At 69.6% G+C, this 24363-nt stretch carries 25 protein-coding genes and 1 riboswitch; of the genes, 15 read left to right on the forward strand and 10 right to left on the reverse strand.

What is annotated here, in order from left to right; all coding sequences use genetic code 11:
- Positions 1-446 precede the first annotated feature (446 nt).
- Positions 447-1412 carry an anti-sigma factor RsbA family regulatory protein gene (locus tag AC1DVZ_RS10045; protein ID WP_477618048.1) on the forward strand — a complete coding sequence of 322 codons (966 nt, stop codon included), beginning with the start codon at positions 447-449 and terminating at the stop codon, positions 1410-1412.
- A 13-nt stretch (positions 1413-1425) separates the two neighbouring features.
- Here the strand turns inward: AC1DVZ_RS10045 and AC1DVZ_RS10050 are convergent, their stop codons facing one another.
- Together AC1DVZ_RS10050 and AC1DVZ_RS10055 are read right to left on the reverse strand one after the other, a co-directional pair.
- A complete protein-coding gene (locus AC1DVZ_RS10050; protein WP_477618049.1) occupies positions 1426-2790 on the reverse strand; it encodes a HAMP domain-containing sensor histidine kinase in 1365 nt (454 codons plus the stop codon).
- Positions 2787-3485 (reverse strand): response regulator transcription factor, encoded by a 699-nt coding sequence (locus AC1DVZ_RS10055; RefSeq protein WP_477618050.1) that lies wholly within the window; start codon positions 3483-3485, stop codon positions 2787-2789. Before AC1DVZ_RS10055 ends, AC1DVZ_RS10050 begins: the two co-directional genes overlap by 4 nt.
- A gap of 76 nt (positions 3486-3561) precedes the next feature.
- Here AC1DVZ_RS10055 and AC1DVZ_RS10060 point away from each other — a divergent pair, with 76 nt between their 5' ends.
- Together AC1DVZ_RS10060 and AC1DVZ_RS10065 are read left to right on the forward strand one after the other, a co-directional pair.
- Positions 3562-3885: a PepSY domain-containing protein gene (locus AC1DVZ_RS10060; RefSeq protein ID WP_477618051.1), complete on the forward strand. Its 324-nt coding sequence runs from the start codon at positions 3562-3564 to the stop codon at positions 3883-3885.
- 277 nt (positions 3886-4162) lie between these two features.
- Positions 4163-4813 (forward strand): hypothetical protein, encoded by a 651-nt coding sequence (locus AC1DVZ_RS10065; RefSeq protein WP_477618052.1) that lies wholly within the window; start codon positions 4163-4165, stop codon positions 4811-4813.
- 65 nt (positions 4814-4878) lie between these two features.
- On the opposite strand, the gene AC1DVZ_RS10070 is transcribed toward AC1DVZ_RS10065, so the two are convergent.
- On the reverse strand, positions 4879-5187 hold the full coding sequence (locus AC1DVZ_RS10070; RefSeq protein WP_477618053.1) for a hypothetical protein: 309 nt from the start codon (positions 5185-5187) through the stop codon (positions 4879-4881).
- 211 nt (positions 5188-5398) lie between these two features.
- Between AC1DVZ_RS10070 and AC1DVZ_RS10075 the strand changes: the two genes are divergently transcribed.
- From AC1DVZ_RS10075 to AC1DVZ_RS10105, 7 genes are all read left to right on the forward strand, one after another.
- Positions 5399-6793, forward strand: a complete 1395-nt coding sequence (locus AC1DVZ_RS10075) for a glycoside hydrolase family 3 N-terminal domain-containing protein (protein WP_477618054.1) — start codon at positions 5399-5401, stop codon at positions 6791-6793.
- A 124-nt stretch (positions 6794-6917) separates the two neighbouring features.
- Positions 6918-8651 (forward strand): sensor histidine kinase, encoded by a 1734-nt coding sequence (locus AC1DVZ_RS10080; protein ID WP_477618055.1) that lies wholly within the window; start codon positions 6918-6920, stop codon positions 8649-8651.
- Positions 8648-9286 carry a response regulator gene (locus AC1DVZ_RS10085; RefSeq protein WP_477618056.1) on the forward strand — a complete coding sequence of 213 codons (639 nt, stop codon included), beginning with the start codon at positions 8648-8650 and terminating at the stop codon, positions 9284-9286. Before AC1DVZ_RS10080 ends, AC1DVZ_RS10085 begins: the two co-directional genes overlap by 4 nt.
- A gap of 244 nt (positions 9287-9530) precedes the next feature.
- Positions 9531-10268 carry a GAF and ANTAR domain-containing protein gene (locus AC1DVZ_RS10090; RefSeq protein ID WP_477618057.1) on the forward strand — a complete coding sequence of 246 codons (738 nt, stop codon included), beginning with the start codon at positions 9531-9533 and terminating at the stop codon, positions 10266-10268.
- A gap of 52 nt (positions 10269-10320) precedes the next feature.
- On the forward strand, positions 10321-11073 hold the full coding sequence (locus tag AC1DVZ_RS10095; RefSeq protein WP_477618058.1) for an ANTAR domain-containing protein: 753 nt from the start codon (positions 10321-10323) through the stop codon (positions 11071-11073).
- 28 nt (positions 11074-11101) lie between these two features.
- Positions 11102-11683 (forward strand): 1-acyl-sn-glycerol-3-phosphate acyltransferase, encoded by a 582-nt coding sequence (locus AC1DVZ_RS10100; protein ID WP_477618059.1) that lies wholly within the window; start codon positions 11102-11104, stop codon positions 11681-11683.
- On the forward strand, positions 11683-12105 hold the full coding sequence (locus tag AC1DVZ_RS10105) for a DUF2237 family protein (RefSeq protein ID WP_477618060.1): 423 nt from the start codon (positions 11683-11685) through the stop codon (positions 12103-12105). The genes AC1DVZ_RS10100 and AC1DVZ_RS10105 overlap by 1 nt, the downstream gene beginning before the upstream one ends.
- A gap of 51 nt (positions 12106-12156) precedes the next feature.
- Here AC1DVZ_RS10105 and AC1DVZ_RS10110 read toward each other — a convergent pair whose 3' ends face one another.
- A complete protein-coding gene (locus AC1DVZ_RS10110) occupies positions 12157-12612 on the reverse strand; it encodes a DUF1801 domain-containing protein (protein ID WP_477618061.1) in 456 nt (151 codons plus the stop codon).
- Positions 12613-12666: 54 nt separating this feature from the next.
- Positions 12667-14760 carry a sensor histidine kinase gene (locus AC1DVZ_RS10115; protein ID WP_477618062.1) on the reverse strand — a complete coding sequence of 698 codons (2094 nt, stop codon included), beginning with the start codon at positions 14758-14760 and terminating at the stop codon, positions 12667-12669.
- A gap of 265 nt (positions 14761-15025) precedes the next feature.
- Between AC1DVZ_RS10115 and AC1DVZ_RS10120 the strand changes: the two genes are divergently transcribed.
- From AC1DVZ_RS10120 to AC1DVZ_RS10130, 3 genes are read left to right on the forward strand one after another with little or no spacing between them, the layout of a single operon-like run.
- Positions 15026-15559 carry a 2Fe-2S iron-sulfur cluster-binding protein gene (locus AC1DVZ_RS10120; protein ID WP_477618107.1) on the forward strand — a complete coding sequence of 178 codons (534 nt, stop codon included), beginning with the start codon at positions 15026-15028 and terminating at the stop codon, positions 15557-15559.
- Entirely contained in the window at positions 15556-16551 is a 996-nt protein-coding gene (locus AC1DVZ_RS10125; RefSeq protein ID WP_477618063.1) for an FAD binding domain-containing protein, read from the forward strand. Before AC1DVZ_RS10120 ends, AC1DVZ_RS10125 begins: the two co-directional genes overlap by 4 nt.
- On the forward strand, positions 16548-18806 hold the full coding sequence (locus tag AC1DVZ_RS10130) for a xanthine dehydrogenase family protein molybdopterin-binding subunit (RefSeq protein ID WP_477618064.1): 2259 nt from the start codon (positions 16548-16550) through the stop codon (positions 18804-18806). The genes AC1DVZ_RS10125 and AC1DVZ_RS10130 overlap by 4 nt, the downstream gene beginning before the upstream one ends.
- Before the next feature lie 42 nt (positions 18807-18848).
- Here AC1DVZ_RS10130 and AC1DVZ_RS10135 read toward each other — a convergent pair whose 3' ends face one another.
- On the reverse strand, positions 18849-19262 hold the full coding sequence (locus AC1DVZ_RS10135; RefSeq protein ID WP_477618065.1) for a nuclear transport factor 2 family protein: 414 nt from the start codon (positions 19260-19262) through the stop codon (positions 18849-18851).
- 209 nt (positions 19263-19471) lie between these two features.
- Between AC1DVZ_RS10135 and AC1DVZ_RS10140 the strand changes: the two genes are divergently transcribed.
- Positions 19472-19867, forward strand: a complete 396-nt coding sequence (locus AC1DVZ_RS10140; protein ID WP_477618066.1) for a DUF5655 domain-containing protein — start codon at positions 19472-19474, stop codon at positions 19865-19867.
- A 139-nt stretch (positions 19868-20006) separates the two neighbouring features.
- Entirely contained in the window at positions 20007-20411 is a 405-nt protein-coding gene (locus AC1DVZ_RS10145; RefSeq protein ID WP_477618067.1) for a hypothetical protein, read from the forward strand.
- Positions 20412-20429: 18 nt separating this feature from the next.
- On the opposite strand, the gene AC1DVZ_RS10150 is transcribed toward AC1DVZ_RS10145, so the two are convergent.
- The 4 genes from AC1DVZ_RS10150 to AC1DVZ_RS10165 all read right to left on the reverse strand — a co-directional run bounded on the left by AC1DVZ_RS10150 (position 20430) and on the right by AC1DVZ_RS10165 (position 23966).
- Positions 20430-20867: an SRPBCC family protein gene (locus AC1DVZ_RS10150; protein WP_477618068.1), complete on the reverse strand. Its 438-nt coding sequence runs from the start codon at positions 20865-20867 to the stop codon at positions 20430-20432.
- Between the two features lie 135 nt (positions 20868-21002).
- Positions 21003-21824, reverse strand: coding sequence for an ABC transporter permease (locus AC1DVZ_RS10155; protein WP_477618069.1), 822 nt, complete (start codon positions 21822-21824; stop codon positions 21003-21005).
- Positions 21821-22723, reverse strand: a complete 903-nt coding sequence (locus AC1DVZ_RS10160; RefSeq protein ID WP_477618070.1) for an ATP-binding cassette domain-containing protein — start codon at positions 22721-22723, stop codon at positions 21821-21823. Before AC1DVZ_RS10160 ends, AC1DVZ_RS10155 begins: the two co-directional genes overlap by 4 nt.
- An 82-nt stretch (positions 22724-22805) precedes the next feature.
- Positions 22806-23966, reverse strand: coding sequence for a DUF4185 domain-containing protein (locus AC1DVZ_RS10165; protein WP_477618071.1), 1161 nt, complete (start codon positions 23964-23966; stop codon positions 22806-22808).
- 67 nt (positions 23967-24033) lie between these two features.
- Positions 24034-24275, forward strand: a riboswitch (cobalamin riboswitch).
- Positions 24276-24363: the final 88 nt, after the last annotated feature.

The raw sequence follows: 24363 nt of genomic DNA on the forward strand, positions 1-24363 counted from the left end.
GTGGTGGACGCGCTCACGGTCGAGGGACTCGCGTCGGGACCTGGTGAACGGAGCAACCCAGCCGTCACCCCCACCAGGGCGGCAACGCCGACGATCAGGAGGACAAGCGTCGGGAACTGCCGTCGTCTGATCGTCTTGTCATGACCGATGGCATCTCTCTCCGACGGTGCCCACGACCTCGGCCCGAGGCTCACTGGCCTCGTCATTTCACTGGTCGATCCACCATGACGCCCCCGGCTCGCTCCGCGTGCAACCGCTGTGCACCCAACAGTGTTCCGCACGACGACGCCGGGACAAATAGGCAGTGCGAACTTGGGTTCGAGCCGGCGATTCGGGCGTAGCCTCGGGGGAGACGTTGCACACGCTTGTCCGCCGCGATTCAGCGGCGGGCCCTCGCGAAGGGAGCGGCTACGTCGCCGCAGGGAACCGACCAAGTCGACACCCCAGTGGAGGGTGCGGCTACCGAGCGCGGCGCCGGCGCAGCGCGTCGGACGCACGACGGCTACAGACACGAGGCGTTCTTCTGGTCCGGTGACGACCAGTTCCTTGCTGGGACGGTCCCGTTCGTCACGCAAGGCCTCAGCGCGGGCCAGCCCGTCATGGTCGCGGTCGTCCCCTCCCACATCGACCTGCTGCGCGACGCCCTCGGTGGGCTCGCGGACCAGGTGGAGTTCTTCGACATGGTTCGGCTCGGGGCGAACCCGGCGCGGATCATTCCCGCATGGCAGCGCTTCACGGACGCGCACCCCGGGCAACCGGTGCGGGGTATCGGCGAGCCGATCTGGCACGGCCGACGGCTCGCCGAGCTCGCCGAGTGCCAGATGCACGAGGCACTGCTCAACATGGCCGTCGACACCGAAACCCCCCTGTGGCTGATGTGCCCCTATGACCTGGGCACGCTCCCGGAAAGCGTGGTGGCGGAGGCACACCGCTCCCACCCCGTGGTTGTCGACATCGAGACGCATCGTGGGAGCACCACCTACGGCGGAGCCCATCACGTCGTGACGATGTTCGAGACCGATCTTGGAGCGGTCGAGGTCGCGGTCTCCCACCGAGTCTTCGGTAGCGATGACCTGGCGGCGATCCGTGCGGACGTCAAGGCGTCTGCCTCGTCGGTCGGACTCACGCAGGAGCGCAGCGACGACCTGGCCCTCGCCGTCCACGAAGTCGCCCTCAACAGTGCCGTGTACGGCCGCGGCGAGAGCGAGCTGCGCATCTGGCAGGAGGACCATGCGCTGGTCTGCGAGGTGCGTGGCCACGGCCACATCGCCGACCCGATGATCGGACGACGCCTGCCGCCGTGGGGGGAGCAGCACGGGCGCGGCCTGTGGATGGCCAACCAGCTGTGCGACCTCGTCCAGGTCCGCTCCGGCGAGGCAGGCACGACGGTCCGCATCCACACCTGGCTCTAGCCGCGTTCGTGAGCTAGCTGGGAGCGGCGGGCAAGGTCAGCGTTGCCTCGGTGCCGGGACCGTCGGAGCGCGGGCCGATCGTGGTCGTTCCCCCGTGTGCGGTGACGATGGCGTCCACGATGGCCAGGCCCAGGCCGTGCCCTCGGACTGGCCGGGACCCACCGTCCCTGCTGAACGGATCGAAGGCACGCTGCCGCAGGTCCACGGAGAGGCCCGGCCCACGATCGCGAACCCTGATGGTCACCTGGTGGGGCTGGCTCGAGACATCGAGGCACACGTCCGTGTCGCCGTGTCTGAGCGCGTTGTCGACGAGGTTGCCCAGCGCCTGCTCCAGGCGGACAGCATCACCGCGGATCGCCAACGACCCATCAGCACGCACCTCGATGCGCCGCCCCTCTGCGGCGGCCCGAGGCGAGAAGCGCTGCGCCACACCGTGAACCAGCTGGTCGATGTCGACGTCGGCAAGGTCGAGGGGCAGGGGCGACTGGTCGGTCGCAGCCACGGTGAGGAGACCTTCGGACAGCGCGGTGAGTCGCGACACCTCTTCGTTCGCCGACGTCAGCGCTGTGACGAGTTCGTCGCGGGAGCGCGGCCGGGACAGCGCGAGGTCGAGCTCGACGCGCAGTAGCGACAGCGGTGTGCGCAGTTCGTGGCTGGCCTCCGCGACGAAGCGGCGTTGCTGCTGCACCGCGGAGTCGAGCCGGTCGAGCATGCCGTTGAGGGTCGAGCCGAGTCGGTGGATCTCGTCGTGGGCTACAGGTAGCGGCAGCCTGGAGCCCGTCGACGTCGAAGAGATCTCGGCCGCCCTCCGTCGCATGCGCTCGACCGGACGCAGGGCGGATCCCGCCACGAGGTACCCCAGCCCGGACGCCAGGATGAGCGCCAGCGGTCCACCCACGAGGAACTGCGCCTGGATGCCGCCCAGTGCGTCTTCTGTGCGGGACTGCGAGGTGCCGATCACGAGGACCTGGTCTGAGACCCGGCGGACGAGGAGCAGGCTCCCCTCTGGTTCTTCCTCCCCGACGAGCCGGACCGGGCGGTCAATTGCCTGGTTCACGCGGGTCGAGCGGGCCACATCGTCGGTGTTCAGCACTGAGCCCGAGACCTGCGGCGAGGAGGCCACCAACCGACCTTCCGGCGTCGTGATCTGGGCGAAGAACTCACCCGTCATGGACGTGGTGGCGTCGGCGCGACCTGGCCACGGGACACGAGCGAGCGCGTCCAGCTGGATGGCCATGGCCTCACGGCTCTGCTGGGTCAGCGTGTTGTCCACGCGCACGTAGACGAACGTGCCAAGGGCCGCGAGGGCGATGGCGGTGGCGATGGCGAAGGAAGCCGCGACCCGGATGCGGATCGGCAGGCGGTTCGCGGCCTTCATCGGCCCGAGCTGTCGAGGCGGTATCCGACACCGCGGACCGTCTGCAGCGACCTGTGGCCGAACGGGCGGTCGATCTTCTCGCGCAGGTAGCGCACGTAGACATCCACGATGTTGGAGTGGCCGTCCTGCGCGACATCCCAGACGAGATCACGAAGCTGGTCACGCGTGAGCACCCGACCCGGTCGACGCATGAACGCCTCGAGGAGGGCGAACTCGCGTGAGGAGAGGACGACGGACGCGCCCCCACGGCATACCCGACGCGTCGCCGGGTCCAGCGTGAGGTCACCCACGACCAGCGTGGGGGGCCGCGGCACAGACCCTCGACGGGCCAGGGCGCGCAACCTCGCCAGCAGCTCCACCAAGGCGAACGGCTTGGTCAGGTAGTCGTCGGCGCCCACGTCCAGGCCCTGGATGCGGTCACGCACCGCGGTGCGCGCGGTCAGCATCAGGACCGGCACCCAGTTGTGGCCGCGGCGCAGGCGTCGGCACACCTCGAAGCCGTCGATGTCGGGCAGCATCACATCGAGAAGTACGGCGTCGAACTCGCCGGTCGTCGCAGCGTCGACCGCTGCTTCCCCAGTGAGTGCCACCTCGACGACGTGGCCGTTCTCGCCCAGCCCGCGCCGGAGCAGCTGGGCCATCTTCGGCTCGTCCTCCACGAGCAGCAGGTGCACTCTTCCATGGTAGGCAGCCACGTGAGATCCCGATGAGAGCTCATGGTCACCTCATCTCGCCCTCCTAGTCTCGGGATGAACCGGAAGGAGACTCGACATGGAACTTCGGATGACGAAGCGCCGGGCAATCGCCCTCGTCGGAACCGTTGGCCTCGTTGGTGTTCTGGGTGCCGGCGCAGCCGTCGCGGGCGGCCGGGACGACGGCGCCACGGACCGACCCATCACGGGAGCGGCTCTGAAGCAGGCAACGGAAGCCGCGCTGGCCGAGACCGGCGGCGGCCGCGTGACCGAGACGGAGGTGGGTGATGAGGAGAGCCTGTACGAGGTGGAGGTCACCTTGGGCGACGGCAGCCAGGTGGACGTCCAGCTCGACGACCAGTTCCACGTCGTGGGCAGCAAGGCGGACCACGAGAACGGGTAGCCGGGGCGCACGCCCGACCGTCCGGGCGGGGTCCGTGGCGGCTGCCGCCGCAGCCGCCGCTGCGGTGTCCCTCGTAGCGGGTGGATGCAGCGCATCCACCGGGCCCAGCGGGTCCAGCGGGTCCACGGCATCGACCAGGTCCACGGGCTCGACCGGACCCAGCGGGTCCACGGGCTCGACCGGACCCAGCGGGTCCACGGGGTCGACGGGGCCGGAGCCGGTCGCCCTGCCTCAGGGTGGCCAGAGCGTCTCGATGCAGCCGTCAGACTTCACGACGGTGATCGACAACGCGTACTGGCCGATGGAACCGGGAACCCGGTGGACCTACGACGAGGTCGACGACGAGGGTCGCGCCCTCACGGTCGTCGTGACCGTCACCAGTCTCACGCGCGTGGTGGCGAACGGGGTCACCGCGCGGGTGGTGCGCGACACGGTCACCGCCAAGGAGGGGCTCGTGGAGGACACCTTCGACTACTACGCGCAGCACCGCGACGGCACCATCTGGTACCTCGGTGAGGACACCGCGGAGTTCGAGGACGGCAAGGTCTCCTCGAAGGAAGGCTCCTTCGAGGCCGGCGTCGACGGAGCGCTGGCCGGCGTCGTCATGCCGGGCAGGCCGGAGGTCGGGATGAGGTACCGCCAGGAGTTCTACCAGGGCAAGGCCGAGGACAACGGCCAGATCCTCAGCGTCAACGAGATCGCCGAGGTGGCGGCGGGCAAGTTCGGTGACGTGCTGCTGACCCGCGACACCATCACCATCCAGCCCGACGTCCTCGAGTACAAGTTCTACGCGAGAGGTGTCGGGCCGGTCATGACGCTGGGAGTGTCAGGTGGGGGAGGTCGGGAGGTCCTCAGGCAGAGGTCGACGGTGTCGGCGCACGTGGCCAAGGCCGCGGGAACCGTCCCGCTCGGACAGGACTACGGCTGACCTCGAAGGCTGACCACGCAAGGCCGACGCGGGGGCGTGCCCCTCGGCTCGCCCCCGCGTCCCGGTCACATGCCGGGGATCTCCATGAACTTCTGCGTCGAGATCGTGCCGCCCGCCGCGGTGTGCGGGTGTCCCTCGAGGAACCCGTCCAGCTGTTCCTGCGAGTCGGCGTCGATCACCGAGTAACCCGACACCTGCACGTCGGCGTCGCCCTCGTTCACCAGGGGCGATCCCATGTCGACGAGGTTGTCCCCGACGCGATCGCCCCAGCCCATCCACTCCTGCATCCCGGCCGCTGCCTGGTCGGGCGGGATCTCAGCCATCTGGGCGCGCATGGCGCTGGTGGTGTTGTAGAAGACCATGTACTTCGACACGACTACTCCTTCGAGGTCTCAGGCCGGCACCGGTCGGCGCCCACCCACCTCGATCCTCCACCGTCGCCGCATCGTCCGCAGCAGAATCCGACGGGAGTTTCGCCGACGGACCCGGGCCCGAACGCGCGGCAGGGATGACCGGAGACAACCGGCTGCCACCGTCGTTCGTCTTCGAGGTATGGAACGAGGGCGACCGACCAGAAGTGCCTCCGTGGTGGGCGTGCTGACCCTGGCGCTGGCGACCACCCTGACGACGACGATGACCACTGGGGCCAGCGCAGCTTCCGCCGCGAGCCCCGCCAGTCTCGCCCAGGCGGCGTTCACCAGGATGACCGAGGCGCAGCGCATCGGGCAGCTGTTCATGGTCGGCACGCCCGCGACGGGGTTGTCCTCCGCCGCGGCCTCCGCGATCACCGCGCACCACGTGGGCAACCTCATCCTCACAGGCCGGACGTATGCCGGGGCCGCACCCGTGCGGTACCTCGCGGCCAGCGCGGACCGGCTGACGACCGCCGGCGCGACGGCGGGGGTTCCCCTCTACGTCTCCGCCGACCAGGAGGGCGGGCAGGTCCAGGTGCTCCAGGGCGCCGGCTTCACGCGCATCCCGTCAGCCCTGACCCAGGGCACCTGGACCGATGCGACCCTGACGGCGAACGCCAAGACCTGGGGACAGCAGCTGTCGCGAGCGGGCGTTGACCTGAACCTGGCCCCGGTCGTGGACACGGTACCGGCGAGCCTCGGCACGAAGAACGTGCCCATCGGCAGCTACTCCCGCGAATACGGTTACACACCAACGGTGGTCGCCGCGAAGGGCGGCGACATCGTCCGGGGCGAACGCAGTGTCGGCCTCGCCGTCACGGCCAAGCACTTCCCGGGCCTCGGACACGTGACGGCAAACACCGACACCACCGCCGGAGTGACCGACAGCGTGACGAGCCGCACCTCGGGGGACCTCGCTCCGTTTCGCTCGGCCATCGCCGCCGGTGCGCGCATGGTCATGGTGTCCCTGGCCGTGTACTCCAGGATCGACGCCGACCGCCCGGCTGCGTTCTCTCCCACCGTGATCTCGGGGATGATCCGCGGAGACCTCGGGTTCACCGGCGTCGTCATGAGTGACGACCTGGGCAACGCCAGGCAGGTCGCGGCGTGGTCTCCCGGCACGCGCGCCACCAGCTTCATCTCAGCCGGCGGCGACATCGTCCTCACCGTCAACCCCGCCGTCCTGCCGGCGATGGTCGCTGCCGTGAGTGCCAGGACGGCCAGTGACCCGGCGTTCCGGGCGAAGGTCAACGCGGCGGCATACCGGGTCCTGCTCGAGAAGGCCACCGACGGACTGCTCGTGACACGGCTCGCCGTGGACGGCGTGTTCAGGCCGCTGACCATCGCGGCACTGCAGCGCTGGCTGGGCGTGACCGCCACCGGCACCTTCGGCTCCGCGACCGTCAGGGCTCTCCAGGCTCGGGTCGGAACCCCCGTCGACGGACAGTGGGGCCCCCACTCGATGGCTGCGATGCAGTCCTATGTCGGCATCGCACGCGACGGGGCCGGGACCTGGAACGCCCGGACCGTGAACGCGCTGCAGGCGTACCTCAGCACGCAGCTCTGAACGTCGGTCCGGCGCCGGCACCCAAGAGGCGAAAGGACCGTCCCCGGGTCTGCCGGTGCCCGGCGCGTTAGCGTTGGCCGGGCGACGCCACCCAGAGGTGGCGCACCGTCGAACGGGGATGCGTGTGGCACGTCCGCTGATCGGGACCAAGCTCTACGTTCCCAGGCTGCGACAGGGTCTGGTGGGCCGCGCACGCCTGCACGAGCTCCTCGACGCGGGAGGACAGGCGAGGCTCACGCTGGTCTCGGCCCCTGCCGGGTTCGGCAAGACGACGCTGATGTCGGAGTGGGTCCTCGAGGCGGGAACGGCAGGTCGCCCTGTCGCCTGGGTCTCGCTTGACAGCGCGGACAACGAGGCAGCGTCGTTCTGGACCTATGTCGTGACGGCGTTGCAGACGGCGGTGACCGGCATCGGCGTCGTTGCACTGGAACGCCTTGCATCCGCGCCGATGTCGGTCGGGGGAGTGCTGACCCCGTTGTTGAACGAGCTGGCCGCGGCGCCGGGGGAGGTCTGGCTGGTCCTCGACGACTACCACGTGGTCGTCGACCCCGGCGTGCGCGAGGGCATGACGTTCTTCCTGGAGCACTGTCCTCCGAACGTCCACGTGCTGTTGAGCACCCGCGCCGACCCGGACCTGCCGCTGCCACGGTGGCGAGTGCGGGGGGAGCTGGTCGAGATCCGAGCAGCTGACCTTCGCTTCACGCCGGAGGAGGCCACGGCATATCTCAACGCCTCCGCGGGCCTGGACCTCACGGCACGTGAGGTGGCAGCCCTCGAGGAGCGCACGGAGGGATGGATAGCCGCCCTGCAGCTCGCAGCCCTGTCACTGCGCGGGCGTTCCGACGTCAGCGACTTCATCGCCCGGTTCGCCGCCCTGTGCCTGCGGCGGGCGCATCCGGTTCCCGCGCTCGTGGTGGTGGTCGGCTCGCTCGCGCTGACCACGACGGCGCAGCTCCACGCGTTCCTGCTGGCCGGCCTCTACCTGCTCGTGGTCGCCGTGTTCGCCTGCGGACGCTATGGCGCAGGGGTGTCGAAGTATGCCGCCCTCGTCCTGCCCGAGGTCCCGGTCCTGCTGTGGACGAGCGTCATCCCTCAGATCAACGTCGACAACGCGTGGGCGTGGGGGTTGAACTCGTGGTGGATCTTCGCGCTGGGGGCTGCGTTTCGCCACGAAGGCATCCTTCGTGAGCAGGTCGCCCAGGCGGTCGCCGCGCGGGCCCAGGCCGACGTTGCGGACCAGCGGGTGAGCCTTGCACGTGAGGTCCACGACGTCGTGTCGCACAGCCTCAGCGTCATCGTCGTGCAGGCCGAGCTGGCGCGGCTCTTCATGACCTCGGACCCGGCTCGGGCGGACGAGGCGATGCTCCGGGTGCAGGACACGGGGCGTGATGCACTCGGCGAGACCCGACGCCTGCTGGAGGCCTTGCGGGATCCGACGCAGGGAAGTGGCGCCGCCCACCCACCGACCTGGCCCGACGTCCCCGAGCTGGTCCGGCGGATGCGGGAGTCCGGGCTGCAGATCACGCTCGACGCGCCCGACGGCGAACCCACGCTCACCCCCGAGGCCTCGGCCACGGCATACCGGGTGGTGCAGGAAGCTCTGACCAACGCGCTGCGGCACGCTCACGCATCACCCACCTCGGTCGCCGTGCGACAGCAGGCCGACCTGCTCGTCATCGACGTGCAGAACGACAGCGCGGCGGCCGGCCAGGTGAACGGCACCGCAGCCGCACCCGGGTACGGGCTGTCAGGAATGCACGAACGGGTGGCGGCGTGTGGCGGCATGCTGACGACCGGACCGCGGCCGGGCGGCGGCTACCGGGTGCGCGCGGTCCTGCCCCTCGGGGACGCCCCGTGACGACCCTGGTCGTGGTCGACGACCAGTTCCTCATCCGTGACGGTGTCGCGGCCATCCTCGATGCGGAAGAGGACTTCACCGTCCTGGGCACGGCCGCGGACGGCGCCGAGGCGATAGGCCTGATCACGACGCTGGCACCCGATGTGGCCCTCATGGACATCCGCATGCCGGAGGTCGACGGCATCGAGGCCACCCGAAGGATCGTCGAATCTGGCTCTCCCACAAAGATTCTCATCCTGACGACCTTCGGGGCGGACGACTACGTTCTCGCCGCGCTACGGGCGGGCGCCAGCGGGTACCTCCTGAAGGACGCCCCCCGGGAGTCGCTCGTCGCGGCGATTCGCGCAGTGGCCGCCGGTGACGTCGCCGTGGAGAAGCAGGTGCTCGCGCAGCTGGTCCGCGGCCAACCCAGGCAGGAACACCCCGAGGCAGTGGCGGCGTTGGGTCGCCTCTCGCCGAGGGAGTCGGAGGTGCTGCACCTCGTTGCCCAGGGAGCCACCAACCCCGAGATCGCGCGGAGCCTGTTCATCGGCGAGACCACGGTGAAGACACATGTGTCGCGCATCCAGACCAAGCTCGACGCTCGCGACCGCGTGCACCTGGTGGTGATCGCGCACCGGGCCGGCCTGGCCTGAGGCGTCGCGAGAGGCATCACGAGAGGCATCGCTAGAGTCATCGCATCCCCCGCCCTGAACGCCATCGGGGCTATTCTTGACGAAGGCCGAGCAGCCAGCCCCCGGACGCCGACGACAGCGCCCAGACCGGGTCCGAGTCGACGAGGGGTGAGCACATGAGCATGGTGAGTGCGGGTGCCGCCACCGCACCTCTGGGCCTCGGTTGCCCGGTCCCCGTCCCCACGTGCTCTCCGGGGAGGTCCGGGTGAACGACGCCCAGTGGCGCCTTGCTCGTGCCAACCAGCTCATCGACGACGAGCCACCCCCACCAGACGCAGCCCCTGGAACCATCGGTCGACTCGAACGACTGTGCTTCGCGCTGACCCGCGCACTTCCGGCCACGGGTGTCGGGCTCAGCCTCCTGACGGACGACAACCGCGGCGGGGGGACGATCGCGGCGTCTGGCCTGGCCAGCCGGGAGCTCGAGGAGCTGCAGTTCACCCTCGGCGAGGGTCCGTGCATCGACGCCTTCGCTTCGCGCCGCCCGGTCCTGGAGCCAGATCTCCCCACCCATGGACTGCGACGCTGGCCGGGCTACGCTCCCGCGGCGCAGGAGCACGGTGTCCAGGCGGTCTTCGCGTTCCCCCTGCAGGTCGGGACTGCTCGGGCAGGCGCGCTCGACGTCTACCGCAACGAGCCGGGTTCGCTGACCACCGATGCACTCACCCGGGCCGTCACCTTCGCCGAGGTGGCCATGGGCCTGCTGGTGGACGGACAGGACGGCGCCAAGGACGGAAAGACCCCAGGGGACCTCGATGACGCCATGGCCTACCGACTGGAGGTCTACCAGGCGCAGGGGATGGTGATGGTCGACCTGGGTGTCGGCATCGACGAGGCGATGGCCCGCCTGCGTGGCCACGCCTACGCCCACAATCGCTACATCAGCGATGTCGCCAAGGACATCGTCGCCGGTAAACTCAGACTGAACCGAGACACCGCATGACGGGCAGACGACCGGCCCGCCCGGGAGCCACGACGGGGAAGGGGCGGAGAGGATGATTGCAGCTGATGTGCTCGCCGAGGTCTTCGTCGAGGTGGCGGACACGCTCGTCGACGACTTCGACGTCATCGAGTTCCTGGAGACCCTGACCAGGCACACCGCCGAGGTCAGCAGTACCGCCTCCGCAGGCCTCCTGCTCGCCGACCCCCGTGGCCAGCTGCAGTACATGGCCGCCTCGGCGGAGTCGGTCAAGCTGCTGGAGCTGTTCCAGCTGCAGTACCAGGAGGGCCCCTGCCTCGACTGCTTCCGCACAGGCACCGCAGTCGTGAACACCAACCTGCACCTGGCCGCTGAACGATGGCCGCTGTTCGCTCCCCGCGCGGTCGAGGCGGGGTTCCAGTCCGTCCACGCCTTCCCGCTGCGCCACCGCCGGCAGGTCATCGGGGCGCTGAACATGTTCAGCACCGACACCGGCCTGCTGGAGCCGGCCGACGTCCGCATCCTGCAGTCCCTGGCCGACATCGCGACCATCGGACTCCTGCAGGAGCGCAGCATCCGCAGTGCTGAGGTGCTCACGGAGCAGCTCCAGGGTGCTCTCAACAGCCGCATCGCCATCGAGCAGGCCAAGGGCGTGCTTGCCAGGACCCACGGCATCGACGTCAATGCCGCCTTCGAGCGCATGCGCCACTACGCTCGCCGCAACCACCACCGCCTCACTGACGTCGCCCAGGCTGTCGTCAGCGACCCCACCAGCCATCCGGGCCTCACCACCATCGGGACCCAACCAGCGTCATCGCCCGACCCGTGACCGGAGCGCCCTGCCCGAGAGGCACACCATGAGGAGTCGACTCGCCAGCCTGGTGCTGCGAGCCAGTGGGTGGACAGCCGTCGGCCAGGTCCCCAGGACAGGGGTGCTCGTCGGCGCTCCGCACACGTCCAACTGGGACTTCGTGATGATGCTGCTCGTCATGTGGCGGGGCGGGGTGACGCCGAGGGTCCTCATCAAGAAGGAGCTGTTCCGGGGGCCGGTGGGCTGGCTGCTGCACCGCCTCGGCGGCCTGCCGCTCGACCGCGAGAACCCTGGCGCCGTGGTGCGAGAGCTCGTGCGCGAGGCCCGCAGCGGTGAGCCGTTCCTGCTCATCCTTGCCGCAGAGGGAACGCGGAAGAAGGGCGAGTACTGGAAATCGGGCTTCTGGCGCCTCGCGCGGTCGGCCAAGCTCCCGATCGCCCTTGCCTTCATCGACGGGCCCACTCGCACCGCCGGCTTCGGTCCCACGATCTCCGCCACACCGGACGTGGTGGCAGACATGGACAAGGTCCGGGAGTTCTACCGTGACAAGCACGGCATCCACCCCGAGCGGCGTACCGAGCCTCGCCTGCGCGAGGAGCAACGAGCCGCCGCACGCGAGGAAGGCTGATGGGGCCTGCTCCGGGCGATTCCGGGGAGGTGGCCGAGCGCAACGTCCTCGGTGGCGGGCTGGAGGTCTGCGGCACCGAGCCGATGACCGGGTTCTTCCGTGACGGGTGCTGCAGCACCGGCTCGGAGGACCTCGGCAGCCACACCATCTGCGCGGTGGTGACGGCCGAGTTCCTCGAGCACCAGCGCGGCATCGGCAACGACCTGTCGACGCCGATGCCGGAGTACCGCTTCCCCGGACTGGTTCCGGGGGACCGCTGGTGCGTGACGGCCCTCAACTGGGCGCGGGCGCATCGTGACGGGGCAGCCGCCCACGTCGTCCTGGCGTCAACCAACGAGGCGGTGCTCGAGGTCGTGCCGCTGGAGGTCCTGCGGGAGCACGCCGTCGACGTCCCGCCCGACCTCAGCTCGATGGACGACTAGCAGGGACGGGACGGCCACCTCGAGCTCCCGACGGGAGTGCTCGCCTCGGCCTCAGGGCTTCTTGAGCCGCCGCCACCCACCGGACCGGTTGTTGGCGATGATCTGGCGCAGGAAGTCCAACAGCGCAGGCTCGTTGACCGGATCGCCCTCCCAGAAGGCGATCGTGCGCGCGGTGGCGTTGTCGTGGCCAGCGGTCACCAGGCTGTGCGGATCGTCCACGATGGCGCCGTCGTAGACGAACAGGTTGACGTGGTCCTTCGTGGCGAGCAGGGCGCAGACGTTGCCCTCGAGCACGAAGTAGGGCTGGACCCGCCGCTTGATCGTCTCCTGCACCTCGGGGTCGGCGGCGTGCACGATCTCGCGCAGCTGTTGGCACAGCGCACGTTGCCATGCGGGCAACGCCTCGATGTAGGCGTCCACCAGCGGATCGAGCTCGTACGGCTGCGGGTCGGCCTCGGTGGGCGCTCCAGGGTGCGTCCTGGCGGGCCTCTCGTGGTTCGTGTCCATGCCAGGTAGACCGCTGCCGACCCCGCGACTCATCGGCGACTCATCGGCGAGTCGTCAGGTGGCTCTGGCGTTCGACCTGGGGACGGTGGCCAACGGCAGCAGGACAGTGAAGGCCGACCCCTTGCCGATGCTCGACGTCACGTGGACCGTGCCGTCGTGGCCGTCCACGATGGCACGCACGATGGACAGCCCGAGACCAGTGCCCTGGACCGCCCGCTCGTTGGCGTCCGAGGAGCGGAAGAACCGGCGGAAGACCTGACCCTGGTCGCTCTCGGTGATGCCGTAGCCCGTGTCGGCCACGACCAGCCTCGCCCTGCCCGCGCCGGAGGGGTCACGCGTGGTGTCGAGCCTGAGCACCACGCTGCCGCCGTCGGGGGTGAACTTGACGGCGTTGGACAGGAGGTTCGTGACGACCCGCTCGAGGGCGGCCGGGTCGCCGTGCAGCGGGACCGGGCGGTCGGTGACGTCGCGGGACAGCTGGAGGTCTCGCCGTTGGGTGAGCGCCCCCACGGACTCCCAGGCGTGGTCGACGACCTCCACGAGGTCACAGCGCTGGCGCGACAGGTGGAGCTGCCCTGACTCGATGCGCGAGTTGAGCAGGAGGTCCTCGATGAGGGCAAGCAGCCGCCGTCCGTTGCGGTCGATCCGCGAGATGAGGTCGAGCTGCTTCGGGGCGAGCGGCCCCACTGCGCCGTCCTCCAGCATCTCGGTGTAGCCGAGCACGCTGGCAAGCGGCGTGCGCAGCTCGTGGCTGACGGAGGACAGGAAGTCCGTCTTGGCCCGGTCCAGGGCGGTGAGCTCCTCGACCGCGCGGCGCTCGCGCCGGAGCGCGGTCTGCACCGCGTCGGCCGACAGGCGTCTCTCGGTGACGTCCTCGGCGACACCGAGGTAGCCCGTGGCCGTCCCGGCCTGGTCGACGATCGCGCTGGTGGTCAGGTCGACCACGATGCGGCGCCCATCCCGGGTGACCCAGGTCCAGTCACGCGTCTCCGTGCGGTCCGCACCCTCGAGCAGGTGGACCAGGACGGACGGACCAGGCGCCAGGCCGAGCTCGGCCGCACGCCTGGCCACTTCTGGCGGGTCGTGCAGATCGACCCAGTTGAGCGAACCGACCACCTCTTCGGGTTGGTAGCCGAGCAGGTTCGTCGCGCCACGGTTGAACAACGTGATGGTGCCCGAGGGGTCGGTCCCGATGATGGCCGTGGCGACGGCGGAGTTGAGCACCGTCTGGGTGAACGTCGCCTCGCTGTGCAGGTCGTCGAGGGCGTCACGGCGCTGGGTCGACGCCACGGCCAGCGCGAGCCCGGTGATCGCCGCGGTGATCAGGAACGCCTGGGTCAGCGCGCCGACCGTCTCGGGTTCGACCATCCCCGAGCGCCCCGCGGCGGCGAAGGGTCCGCCACCCTCGCTGGTGAGGAAGACGACCATGACGCCCAGGCCAACCAGCTGAGCGGCGAGGCTCCGCAGGTGCAGCCTCGTCGCGCCCCAGACGAGCACGGGGAGCGGGAGGAAGGCCAGAGGGAGCCCGTCCCTGGAACCGAACACCCACAGGACCACAGCCAGCAGGGTGAGCACCTGGAGCAGGTCCTCCAGGCGGCGGGGCTGGGACCGGCTGGTGGAGACGGCCACCCCCAGCGGCGCCATGATGAGGACGGCAGCCGCGTGCGACGCCGCGACGGTATACGCCGTGGGCAGGAAGGTGCCGTCGAGCGTGAACCTCACGGTGAGGCCGGCCAGGATGCCGAAGACGATGGCTCCTGTCAGGGTGGCGATCAGGAGCCGACCCAGGTCGTCGAGCGAGGCGAGGCGCGGGCGGCGCCCTCCCCGGGTCATCACCCACCAGACCACCGCGGCCTCGGTGGCGTTGGCCACGCCGAAACACGTGGCGGCCAGAAGGGGCCGGCCGCCGTACAGGTTGGCTGCGCCACTGAACACCACCATGCCGACGACGACGATCACCGCCCGCCAGCGGTTGGGGCCGGTTGCGAGCAGGAAGGCCACGGCGAGCCCGGCGGCCGGCCACCACACGGCGACCGACGATCCGGGCGGGGCGAACCGGACGGCGGTCGCCCCGAGCACGAAGACGCCGAGCAGCACCAGTACGGCGGCGAAGTCCCACCGGCGCAGGAACGAGGACGAGGGGATCACCTAGCCCCGCTGGGCTCGGGCGGGGCAGGCCAATGACGAGAGGACGTGCTCGTGGCGCCGGGCGTCCGACCATGAGGGCATGACCCATTCTTGCGCAGTCGGCGTGCTCAGGTGGGGAGCCCGCCCCGGTCCGCGGCTGGAAACACCTCGGCGGGCTCCACCCGCGCCACCTCCCCTGCCTGCGGGTCCAGGCAGTGTCGGGGTCAAGGCACCGACCGCCAGAGCTGGGTTAGTCTCCCGACAAGGAAGGGAGACGCCAGTGCCAGTGCAGCCCCGTACCACTCCGGAGCTCCACTTCACCCTCAACGGAGCACCGACCGAGGTTGAGGTGGATGCAGGGGTGAGCCTCTTGGATCTGCTGCGCGAACATCTGGACCTCACGGGGACCAAGAAGGGCTGCAACCAGGGCGCGTGCGGCGTCTGCACCGTCCTCGTCGACGGCCGACGCGTGCTGGGCTGCCTCACCCTTGCGGTGCAGGTCGAGGGCCGCGAGGTCACCACCATCGAGGGCGTGGGAACACCCGAGGCTCCGCACGACCTGCAGCGCGCGTTCGTCGGTGCAGACGGGTTCCAGTGCGGCTACTGCACTTCGGGGCAGATCTGTTCGGCTCTGGGCATGCTGCGCGAGCTCGACGAAGGCGTGCCGAGCGCGGTCTCCGACCACCTGGCCGCACCTCCGGAACCCTCGAACCTCGAGCTGCGGGAACGGATGAGCGGCAACCTGTGCCGGTGCGGTGCCTACAACGGCATCGCGGAGGCCATCGAGTCCTACGCCGGCACGGCGGGTGGTCGCCGATGAAGCCGGTGTCGTATGCCGTGCCGGCCAGCATCGACGAGGCGCTGGCGGCCATCGTGGACCTGCCGGGTTCGAAGTTCCTCGGCGGTGGCACCAACCTCGTCGACCTCATGCGTGAGGGCATCGAGACACCCGACGTGCTCATCGACGTGACGCGACTCCCGTTGGCCGAGATCACGCAGACGGCGGATGGCGGCCTGCGGATCGGTGCAGGCGTCAGGAACACCGATCTCGCCGCCGACCTGGCTGTGCGCCAACGCTATCCGGTGCTCGCACAGGCGATTCTCATGGGCGCTTCGGGTCAGATCCGCAACATGGCGACGGTCGGAGGAAACCTGCTGCAGCGCACGCGGTGCCTCTACTTCTACGACGACGCCGCCGCGTGCAACAAGCGTGAGCGCGGTGCCGGCTGTGATGCCGCCGGGGGTCACAACCGGATGGGTGCCGTACTCGGAGCCAGCGAGCACTGCGTCGCGGTGCATCCCTCCGACCTGGCTGTGGCGCTCGTGCTGCTCGACGCGGAGGTCGAGGTCGCCAGCCGCTCCGGTGTCCGGACCATCCCGATCCAGGACCTCCACCGACTCCCCGGAGAGACGCCGGACGTGGACACCACCCTCGCGGCGGACGAGCTCATCACGGCGGTCACCCTCCCCGCCCAGGCGCTGGCGGCCCGGTCCCGCTACCGCAAGGTCCGCGACCGTGCCTCGTACGCGTTCGCGCTGGTCTCCGTGGCCGCCGCGATCGAGGTCACTGACGACACCGTTTCCCAGGTGCGGGTCGCGCTCGGTGGAGTGGCCCACAAGCCTTGGCGGGCAACGACTCTCGAGCGGCACCTGACCGGCCGACCGGCCACCGACGAAGAGTTCGCCGCCGCGGCCCGTGCCGAGCTGGCGCAGGCCGTGGGCACGCCCAGCACCGAGTTCAAGATCGACCTCGCAGTCCGCACGATCACCGCCACCCTCAGGCGACTCCGCGACGAAGGGGGTGCGGCATGACCCTGGCACCTGAGCGGACCACCCAGGCCGTTGGGCCGACAGAGGCGGAGAGGCACACCGGACCCGCCATCGGCAGGGCCGTCGACCGGGTGGACGGCCTCGCGAAAGCCACTGGCACAGCACGGTTCTCGGCGGATTACCCCCTCCCGGGCATGACCCACGCCGTCCTCGTCCACGCACCCATCGCCCGTGGTCGGATCACCTCCATGGACGTCGCCCGGGCCGAGGCCCACCCGGGTGTGGTGCTGGTCCTGACCCATCACAACGCCCCGCGCCTCACCCCGCCACCGACCCGGATGAACCCCATGGATCTCTCGACGATGGCTGCGGGGAGCTCCATCGCCTTCCTCAACACCGACGAGGTGCACGTCGACGGGCAGCCCGTTGCCGCCGTCGTTGCCGAGACCCTCGAGGCGGCTCAGTACGCAGCCTCCCTCGTCCGCGTGGAGTACCAAACCATCACTCCGACAGCCGACTTCGATGCTGAGCTGCCTACCGCGACAAAGGTCCGATCCATGCCGGTCATGCCCGCTACGGGAGGCAGGCGCGGTGACGCCCGCGCGGCATACGCGATCTCGCCGGTGAAGGTGGACCTGACCTTCACCACGCCCCAGCACAACCACAACGCCCTCGAACCGCATGCGACCACGGCCGTCTGGGACGGCAAGCGGCTCACCGTCTACGAGGGATGCCAGAACATCGACTGGACCCAGAAGTTCCTGGCCAAGCGGTTCGACATTCCGGCCAGCGACGTCCACGTCGTCTCGAAGTTCGTCGGTGGGGGTTTCGGCGGCAAGTCCAAGGTGTGGGCCGCCACGTTGATCGCCTGCATGGCTGCCAAGGTCGCGGGGCGACCGGTGCGGCTGGCCCTCACCAGAGAGGGTGTCTACCGCACCGTGGGTGGTCGGACTCCCACCCGCCAGCGCGTGGCGATCGGGGCCTCGCGAGCCGGTCAGATGGAGGCCCTCATCCACTCGGCCACGTCGCGCAAGGGTCGCGTCGGTGGTGAGGCCGACCAGATCGTGGCGTGCAGCCTCGACCTCTACGACGCGTCGACGATCCTGGCTGAGCAGAAGGTCGTCGAGCTCGACCTGATGACGAACACAGCGATGCGTGCTCCCGGCGAGGCGCAGGGCAGCTTTGCCGTGGAGTCCGCGGTCGACGAGCTTGCCATCGAGCTCGGAATGGACCCGGTCGACCTGCGCCTGCTCAACCAGCCCTCGGAGAAGAGCCCGGTCCACGGCACGCGCTACTCCCACCGCAGGCTCGCCCAGACGCTCGAGCAGGGACGCGACCTGTTCGGGTGGGCCGATCGGCCGGCGCCGGGGACGCGCGACGGCAAGGATCTCGTCGGCTGGGGCGTGGCGGCGGCCATCCACCCGTCCTGGGAGTTCGTCGCCAACGTCCAGCTCACCGTGGACGCCACCGGCAGCGCCACGCTCGCCTGCGCCTTCCACGAGATGGGCATGGGTACGGCCACCGTCGTGGGCCAGATGGTCGCGGACTGCCTGGGGGTGCCCTTGGAACGGGTGAACACGCTGTACGGCGACTCCGACCTCCCGATGGGCCCGGGCGCGGGGGGCTCTGGCCAGACCGCGAGCCTTGCCGGCTCGATCGAGAAGGCCTGCCACGCCATGCGCAAGAAGCTGGACGCGCTGGCGTCCAGGGCAGGTATGCCGGACGGTTCAGACCCCGCCGAGGTCCTGACCCGCTCGGGGGAGCGTTCGCTCACCGTTGAGGTCGGCGCTGACACCGGACCGAAGGCCATGTGGGGGCAGGTGCGGTTCCTGTCCAAGCTGGTGTTGGACAGCAGGCGCTGGATGAAGGCCGCCACCGGTGCGCACTTCTGCGAGGTGCGGGTCGACGCCGACACCGGTGAGCTGCGAATCCGTCGGTGGGTCAGCGTCTTCGACGTGGGTCGGGTGGTCAACCCCAAGACGACCCACAGCCAGCTGCGCGGCGGCATCGTCATGGGACTGGGCCTCGCGATGGGGGAGGAGACCCTGATCGACACGCGGAGCGCGCGGATCATGAACCCCAGCCTCGCCGAGTACCACGTACCGGTGCATGCGGACGTCCCGCACCTGGACGTGCACACCCTCGACGACCCGGACCCCCAGATGCCGTTGGGCATCCTCGGAGCGGGGGAGGTGGGCATCGTCGGAGTGGGCGCCGCCGTCGCCAACGCCGTCCGCCACGCCACCGGTAGGCGCGTGACAGACCTGCCGCTCACGCTGGACCGCATCGTCGGCTGACGGCGCGTCGCGAACTGGTGCTGGCAGCGACCTGGCCGTTTGTCAGTCAGATGGCTGTAACCCCGGTCGGTACAGCTCTTCGACCGCGGCCGCGATGTCTTGGCCTGTACGTTCCACGGGCTCCATGTACAGCCTGCCCTCGGCGATCAGGTCGTCACGGACCTTCACGATGATCACTCCGCGCATCGCGAAGGGTGAGCCGTCGCTGTGCTGACCCTGCCAGTCGAACTCACCCCACTCGGTGTCCCCGTCGTGTGACGAGGCCAGCAGCTCGGCGCGGAAGTCGGGGACCCCCTCGAAGACCGCGGTCCAGTTGGACAGCACCTGGGCACTGCCGGTGAAGGCACGGCCGGGGTGGGCGGGTTGGGAGCTGACGTAGTCCTCGGCGAAGTGGGACGCCATGCGCTGGGCGTCGTGGGCGTTCTGTGCCTCCGTGAGGCGCTCCAGGATCCTCATGGTGCCGACGGTAGCCCTGTCGTCCGGGCGTCGACAGCGCCCAACATCGAAGGCCGGCGCACCGCGAAAGGCCCGGCCGCCAGATAATCGAAGACATCAGAGGGTTCTTCAGGCCCAGTCGTCTGGAGGTGCACGGAGCAGTGGAGGACACCCGGACCCAGAGCAGCCAGCCGCCCCTGTGGAGCTGTCCGCGCTGCGGGGCCAGATTGGTGACGCGGAACCTGTGGCACTCCTGCGGGCACTTCACGCTCGAAGAGCTGTTCGCCACGTCGGACCCACGCGTGCTGGACCTGGCACGGACGTATGTGTCGGTGCTGCACTCACTGGGCGACGTGCAGGTGATCCCGCAGAAGACGCGGCTGGTCTGCGTTGCGAGAGTCAGGTTCGCCGGCCTTTCCCCGCGCAGGGACGGCTTCTTGGTCAGCTTCTCCTTGCACCGGTGGCTGGACAGCCCACGGATAGTCCGGACCGCCGACTACGGCCCGAGATGGCGAAGTCACTTCGTCAAGGTTCAGCAGCCGGCCGACCTGGACGACGAACTGAAAGCGTGGCTACAGGAGTCGCACGACATCGTGGGACTGCAGGCGGGCCTTGGTGGGCGGTGATCGCTCCTTCCATCACCGCCATCACCGCCACCAACGCATGCCTAGTCCGCGGGCGTGGCCCAGTTGGGCCATTGCCGTCGACTGGGCCTCGCGCCAGCATCGAGTCACGCACATTTCGGTGCAGCGGAAGGGAATCGACATGAATCGTGCAACTGTCTCGATAGCGGCCAGTGCGATCCTCGCAGCCACCACCGCAGTCCTCGCTCCGGCCGCCGCATCGGCCGCAGGCGGAGCACTGGCCGGCACGTGGACCTCGGTCGACAATGACGGAAGCAACCAGACCCTCGAGATCAGGGGCTCGGGACGCACCGCCTATGCGATGGCCTACGTGGACGAGTCCGCGACCAGCGTCTGCGGCGGCAACCCCGCCCAGCTGTCGGGCCCCGGCTATGCGGACGGCAGTGACGTGCTGATGGTCGCGAGCCTCGTGTGCCTACCTGGAGGCAACGCACTCAGGACACGTCTGACCATCTTCTTCGGCTACGACGCGGGCGCTGACACCCTCACGGACGACTTCGGGATCGTGTGGCATCGCGCCGGCTGATCATCAGACACGTCCCCTTCAGCGACTCTCGGCCCTGCGCAGGACCGACTGGAACTGCTTACCCAGCGCGCGGGGCCCAGCGATGGGGATCAAGGCGGCGAGGATCCTTCCCCGGAACGAGTTCGGGAGTCGGGTGAGCGAGACGTGCAGGTCGGTGCCCTCGGCTGAGGGCACCAGCTCGTACCGCCAGCCGCTGCCCGGGCCCCACAGGTTCGACTCCAGGGTGTCGATCGTGACGACGCCCGTTGCGGTGTCCCACGAGTAGCGCTCCCGCTCCCACCCCATGCCGGTGCCCTCGGTCACCTCTGCCCAGTCCGGACCCATTTCGTGGACCTGGAAGTGGGCCTCATCGACGTTCGGCCACCACCGGGACCGGTCTGGGCCGAAGTCCGTGATCACTCCCATGACCGCGCTCGGCGACAAGCTGGTGTGGACGGTGAACCTCGTGGTCGCCATTCGCAGTCTCTCTTTCGTCGTGGGAGTGCAGGCAGTCCGTGAACCATCATCCGCCACGAGCAGAAGCTCCGCCGCTCTCCCCACCGGTTGATCCGGTGGTCGAGCGGCGGAGCTCCAGTGCGGGACGATCCGACGTCATTTGACCTCGGCGCGGCGGACGACCAGGAGCCCGACCGCCATGGGCAGGAGCAACCACAGTCCCCCCGAGGCGGCGAGGTGCTRCCACTGCTGGCTCGTGAGGTTGCCGTCGAAGAGCGGCATCTGCGAGTAGTTGAAGTCGACCCACGGCTGCAGGTCGGCAAACCACTTCTGGTTCGCCGCCAGCAGGCCGAGCAGGGGCGGCAGGACGAGGGTGTACACGAAGTACGTGACGATCGCGCCCGCGGAGTTGCGGATGACCAGGCCCAGCATGAAGCCGAAGACCATGCCGAGGACGCTGCCCAGGACGATCGTCGCGAAGTGGCCGACCGAGACGTTCCAGACGGGGTCCACGCCGGCGATGGCACTCCCGACGACGGTGCCGAGAACACCGACGACGAGGGCGACGAACATCGACGCGACACCCACCGTGATGGCTGCGAGGAACTTGGCCCTGAGCACCCGACCGCGGTGCGGCACGAGCGTGAAGGTCGTCAGGCCGCTGCGCTGGCTCCATTCGCTCGTCACCGCGAGGATCCCGATCATGGGCAGGATCACCGTCATCGGAGCCCCGATGGCGGCCGCGAAGTTGTCGTAGGTGAGCTGGTCGTCGGGTGCGAACACGATGATGGCAGCGGTGGCGAGCACGCTCGTGATGACGATGCTGGCCATCAGCCAGAAGCCCGAGCGCGTGTCGAACATCTTGCGCAGCTCGACCCCGATGATGCGGGTCAGTGGGATCCGCGCACCTGCCGTGTGCGTGCGGGGGGCGGAGGTGGCCGACTCGGAGGTCGGGGTCCGCAGGACGGTGGTGGTCATGCTGCTGCTCCTTCGCGCTGGGTGTCTGCGGTGAGCTCGAGGAACATCTCCTCGAGCCCGGCCCCGTCGGCGGTACGGAGCTCGGTGAGGACCAGGCGTGCGGCGAGCGCGATCTCGCCGACCTGGTCGGGTGCGGAGTCGGTGTGCACGCTGCCGTCGGCGTGAGCCGTGATGGTCAGGCCGGCGTGCTCCAGTGCCGCCGCCAGGGCGGCAGCGTTGCGGGCGCGGACCACGGTGCCGGCCGAAGCGAGCAGGTCGGACTTGGTGCCCTGCGCCACGATGCGTCCGTTGCCGATGACGACGAGGTCGTCGGCGATGACCTCGATCTCGTGGAGGAGGTGGGAGGAGAGCAGGACGGTGCCGCCCTGGTCGGCGAACCCGCGCAGGAGGTCGCGCATCCAGCGGATACCCGCCGGGTCGAGTCCGTTCGCGGGCTCGTCGAGGATGAGCACGTGCGGGTCTCCCAGGAGGGCGGTCCCGATGCCGAGGCGCTGGCGCATCCCCAGGGAGTAGTCCCGGACGCGCCGGTCGGCCTCGTTGGCGGTGAGGCTGACGAGGTCGAGCATCTCCTGGACCCGGGTCCGGGGCAGGCCCATCGTGCGCTGGGCAAGCGTGAGGATCTCGCGTCCCGTGCGTCCGGCGTGCTGTGCGGAGGCGTCCAGCAGGACACCGACCTCCGTGCCGGGGTTCGGCAGGTCGGTGAACCGGTGCCCGTCGACCGTGGCGGTCCCCGAAGTTGCCGGGGTGAGTCCGACGATGATGCGCATCGTGGTCGACTTGCCGGCGCCGTTGGGGCCGAGGAATCCGGTGACGCGACCGGTGGCCGCGGTGAACGAGACGTCGTTGACGGCGGTCAGTCCGCGTCCGTAGCTCTTGGTGAGTGAGTTGACAGTGATCATGCCGAGAATCGTGGCGCCGGCAGCCGCGTGGACACATCGGGGACAGACCCCATGCTCACCCTGAGGCGACCCTGATTCCTCCTCAGGGGCGGTCGATCTCGGCGAACACCGGCCTGCCCAGCGTCGGGTCCTTCAGGAGCCGGCCGAAGTCCGTGGTGTTGCGTGAGATCGAGATCAGCAGCCGGCCGTCGGCCAGCGCGATCCCCGGGTGGGCCAGGGGTGCGTACTTGAGCTGTCCGGACGGGTCCTGGAAGTCGGCCCTCGTCCCACGCTGCGCAGTCCAGGGACCGACCGGCGACTTCGACGACCACGCGTAGACCGTGTTGCCGAGGTCGCCGTCCCGCTTGGAGACGATGACGAAGTGGCCGTCCACGGCATCGACCGACAGGGTCTGGGAGACACCACCTTGGGCAGCCAGGATCACCGCCGCGCGAGCCTGCTCCGACACCCAGGTTGCGCCGTCCCAGAACTGCCACGTCGACCGGTCGCGCGCGTCCGCCACTGGCGCGCGGGCGGCATACAGGGCTCGTCCGAAGGAGTTGCGAGTGGGGAGCCGGGTGCCGTAGACGTAGAGCCAGTCCCCGCTCACCGTCATGGCCGAACCCCAGTTGACCTGGTCCGCCGCGGAGCTGTCGGGGGTGATGTCCAGCTGGTGGCGCAGCCGCGGAGCGCCACCAGGCGGCATCTCGAAGACCGTTGCGCTGCTACCGAGGTACGTGAAGTCGAAGTTCCCCGCCACGCCACGACGGATGCGTGCGGTGATCACGACGAGGAAGTCGCCGTCAGGCCTCGACACCGACGCCACCGACATGGGCCAGTGGACGACGCCGTCGGCTCGATCGGGGATCACCGGCCCTCGGGCGGAGGTCTCGACCTGCGACGTGCACAGCCCGCTCGTGACCAGCATCGAGTTCGCCACGATGCGTGGCGAGATCCCCTCACCGCGCACCGTGTCGCCGAACACCCACACGATCCGGTCGTCGGGGAGTCGGGCGCTGGCACCGATGTCACCGGCCTGCCACAGGGGCAGGTCCAGGCCCGCGACGATCCGGTTGAGCTGGGCGACCGTCACCGTGGGTGGTCTGCCCGTGGACGAAGCCGTCGGGCACGCCGGGGTGAGCCGGGGGTATGCCGTGGCGCTGGCCGACTGGGTCGGCTCACCGGTGCGTGGGGGCGCGGAACACGCCACCAGGGCAAGGAGGAGGAGCGCTGCGCCCGCGACTAAGGGGGTGGCGCGCCGCATGCAGGCAATCCTAGGGACACGACACGCGGACCCAACATGTGGTGCCGCACTTTGCGCCCACCACCCGCATATGGTGTCTCTTGCTGGTCCGAAGGCCGCGCAATCGGTCTTCGGGGCAAGAGGGAACCCGGTGAGATTCCGGGACTGCCCCGCAGCGGTAAGCGGAAACGACCGCCGTCATCAAGCACTGCTCGCACACGTGGGTGGGAAGCGACGGCCAGTAGGAACCGAGTCGGCGACCAACCAGATCACGGTCGCCGGCACGACACGTCCGCGAGTCCGAAGACCTGCCAGCGACCGCGCACACCGTGCGCGGTGAGTCGTGGCCTCGAGGGTGGGTCACACGGCATACGCAGCACCACATCGCACTGCCTTCCCGGATGCGTGGCTGCGTCGT

It is taken from the genome of Pedococcus sp. P2_E5 (assembly GCF_056403895.1).

Excerpts from the sequence above, each read along its gene's own strand:
- AC1DVZ_RS10095 (WP_477618058.1), top strand. The coding sequence starts at position 10,321 with ATGATTGCAGCTGATGTGCTCGCCGAGGTCTTCGTCGAGGTGGCGGAC.
- AC1DVZ_RS10100 (WP_477618059.1), top strand. The coding sequence starts at position 11,102 with ATGAGGAGTCGACTCGCCAGCCTGGTGCTGCGAGCCAGTGGGTGGACA.
- AC1DVZ_RS10105 (WP_477618060.1), top strand. The coding sequence starts at position 11,683 with ATGGGGCCTGCTCCGGGCGATTCCGGGGAGGTGGCCGAGCGCAACGTC.
- AC1DVZ_RS10145 (WP_477618067.1), top strand. The coding sequence starts at position 20,007 with ATGAATCGTGCAACTGTCTCGATAGCGGCCAGTGCGATCCTCGCAGCC.
- AC1DVZ_RS10110 (WP_477618061.1), bottom strand. The coding sequence starts at position 12,612 with ATGGACACGAACCACGAGAGGCCCGCCAGGACGCACCCTGGAGCGCCC.
- AC1DVZ_RS10125 (WP_477618063.1), top strand. The coding sequence starts at position 15,556 with ATGAAGCCGGTGTCGTATGCCGTGCCGGCCAGCATCGACGAGGCGCTG.
- AC1DVZ_RS10130 (WP_477618064.1), top strand. The coding sequence starts at position 16,548 with ATGACCCTGGCACCTGAGCGGACCACCCAGGCCGTTGGGCCGACAGAG.
- AC1DVZ_RS10135 (WP_477618065.1), bottom strand. The coding sequence starts at position 19,262 with ATGAGGATCCTGGAGCGCCTCACGGAGGCACAGAACGCCCACGACGCC.
- AC1DVZ_RS10165 (WP_477618071.1), bottom strand. The coding sequence starts at position 23,966 with ATGCGGCGCGCCACCCCCTTAGTCGCGGGCGCAGCGCTCCTCCTCCTT.
- AC1DVZ_RS10160 (WP_477618070.1), bottom strand. The coding sequence starts at position 22,723 with ATGATCACTGTCAACTCACTCACCAAGAGCTACGGACGCGGACTGACC.
- AC1DVZ_RS10150 (WP_477618068.1), bottom strand. The coding sequence starts at position 20,867 with ATGGCGACCACGAGGTTCACCGTCCACACCAGCTTGTCGCCGAGCGCG.
- AC1DVZ_RS10060 (WP_477618051.1), top strand. The coding sequence starts at position 3,562 with ATGGAACTTCGGATGACGAAGCGCCGGGCAATCGCCCTCGTCGGAACC.
- AC1DVZ_RS10050 (WP_477618049.1), bottom strand. The coding sequence starts at position 2,790 with ATGAAGGCCGCGAACCGCCTGCCGATCCGCATCCGGGTCGCGGCTTCC.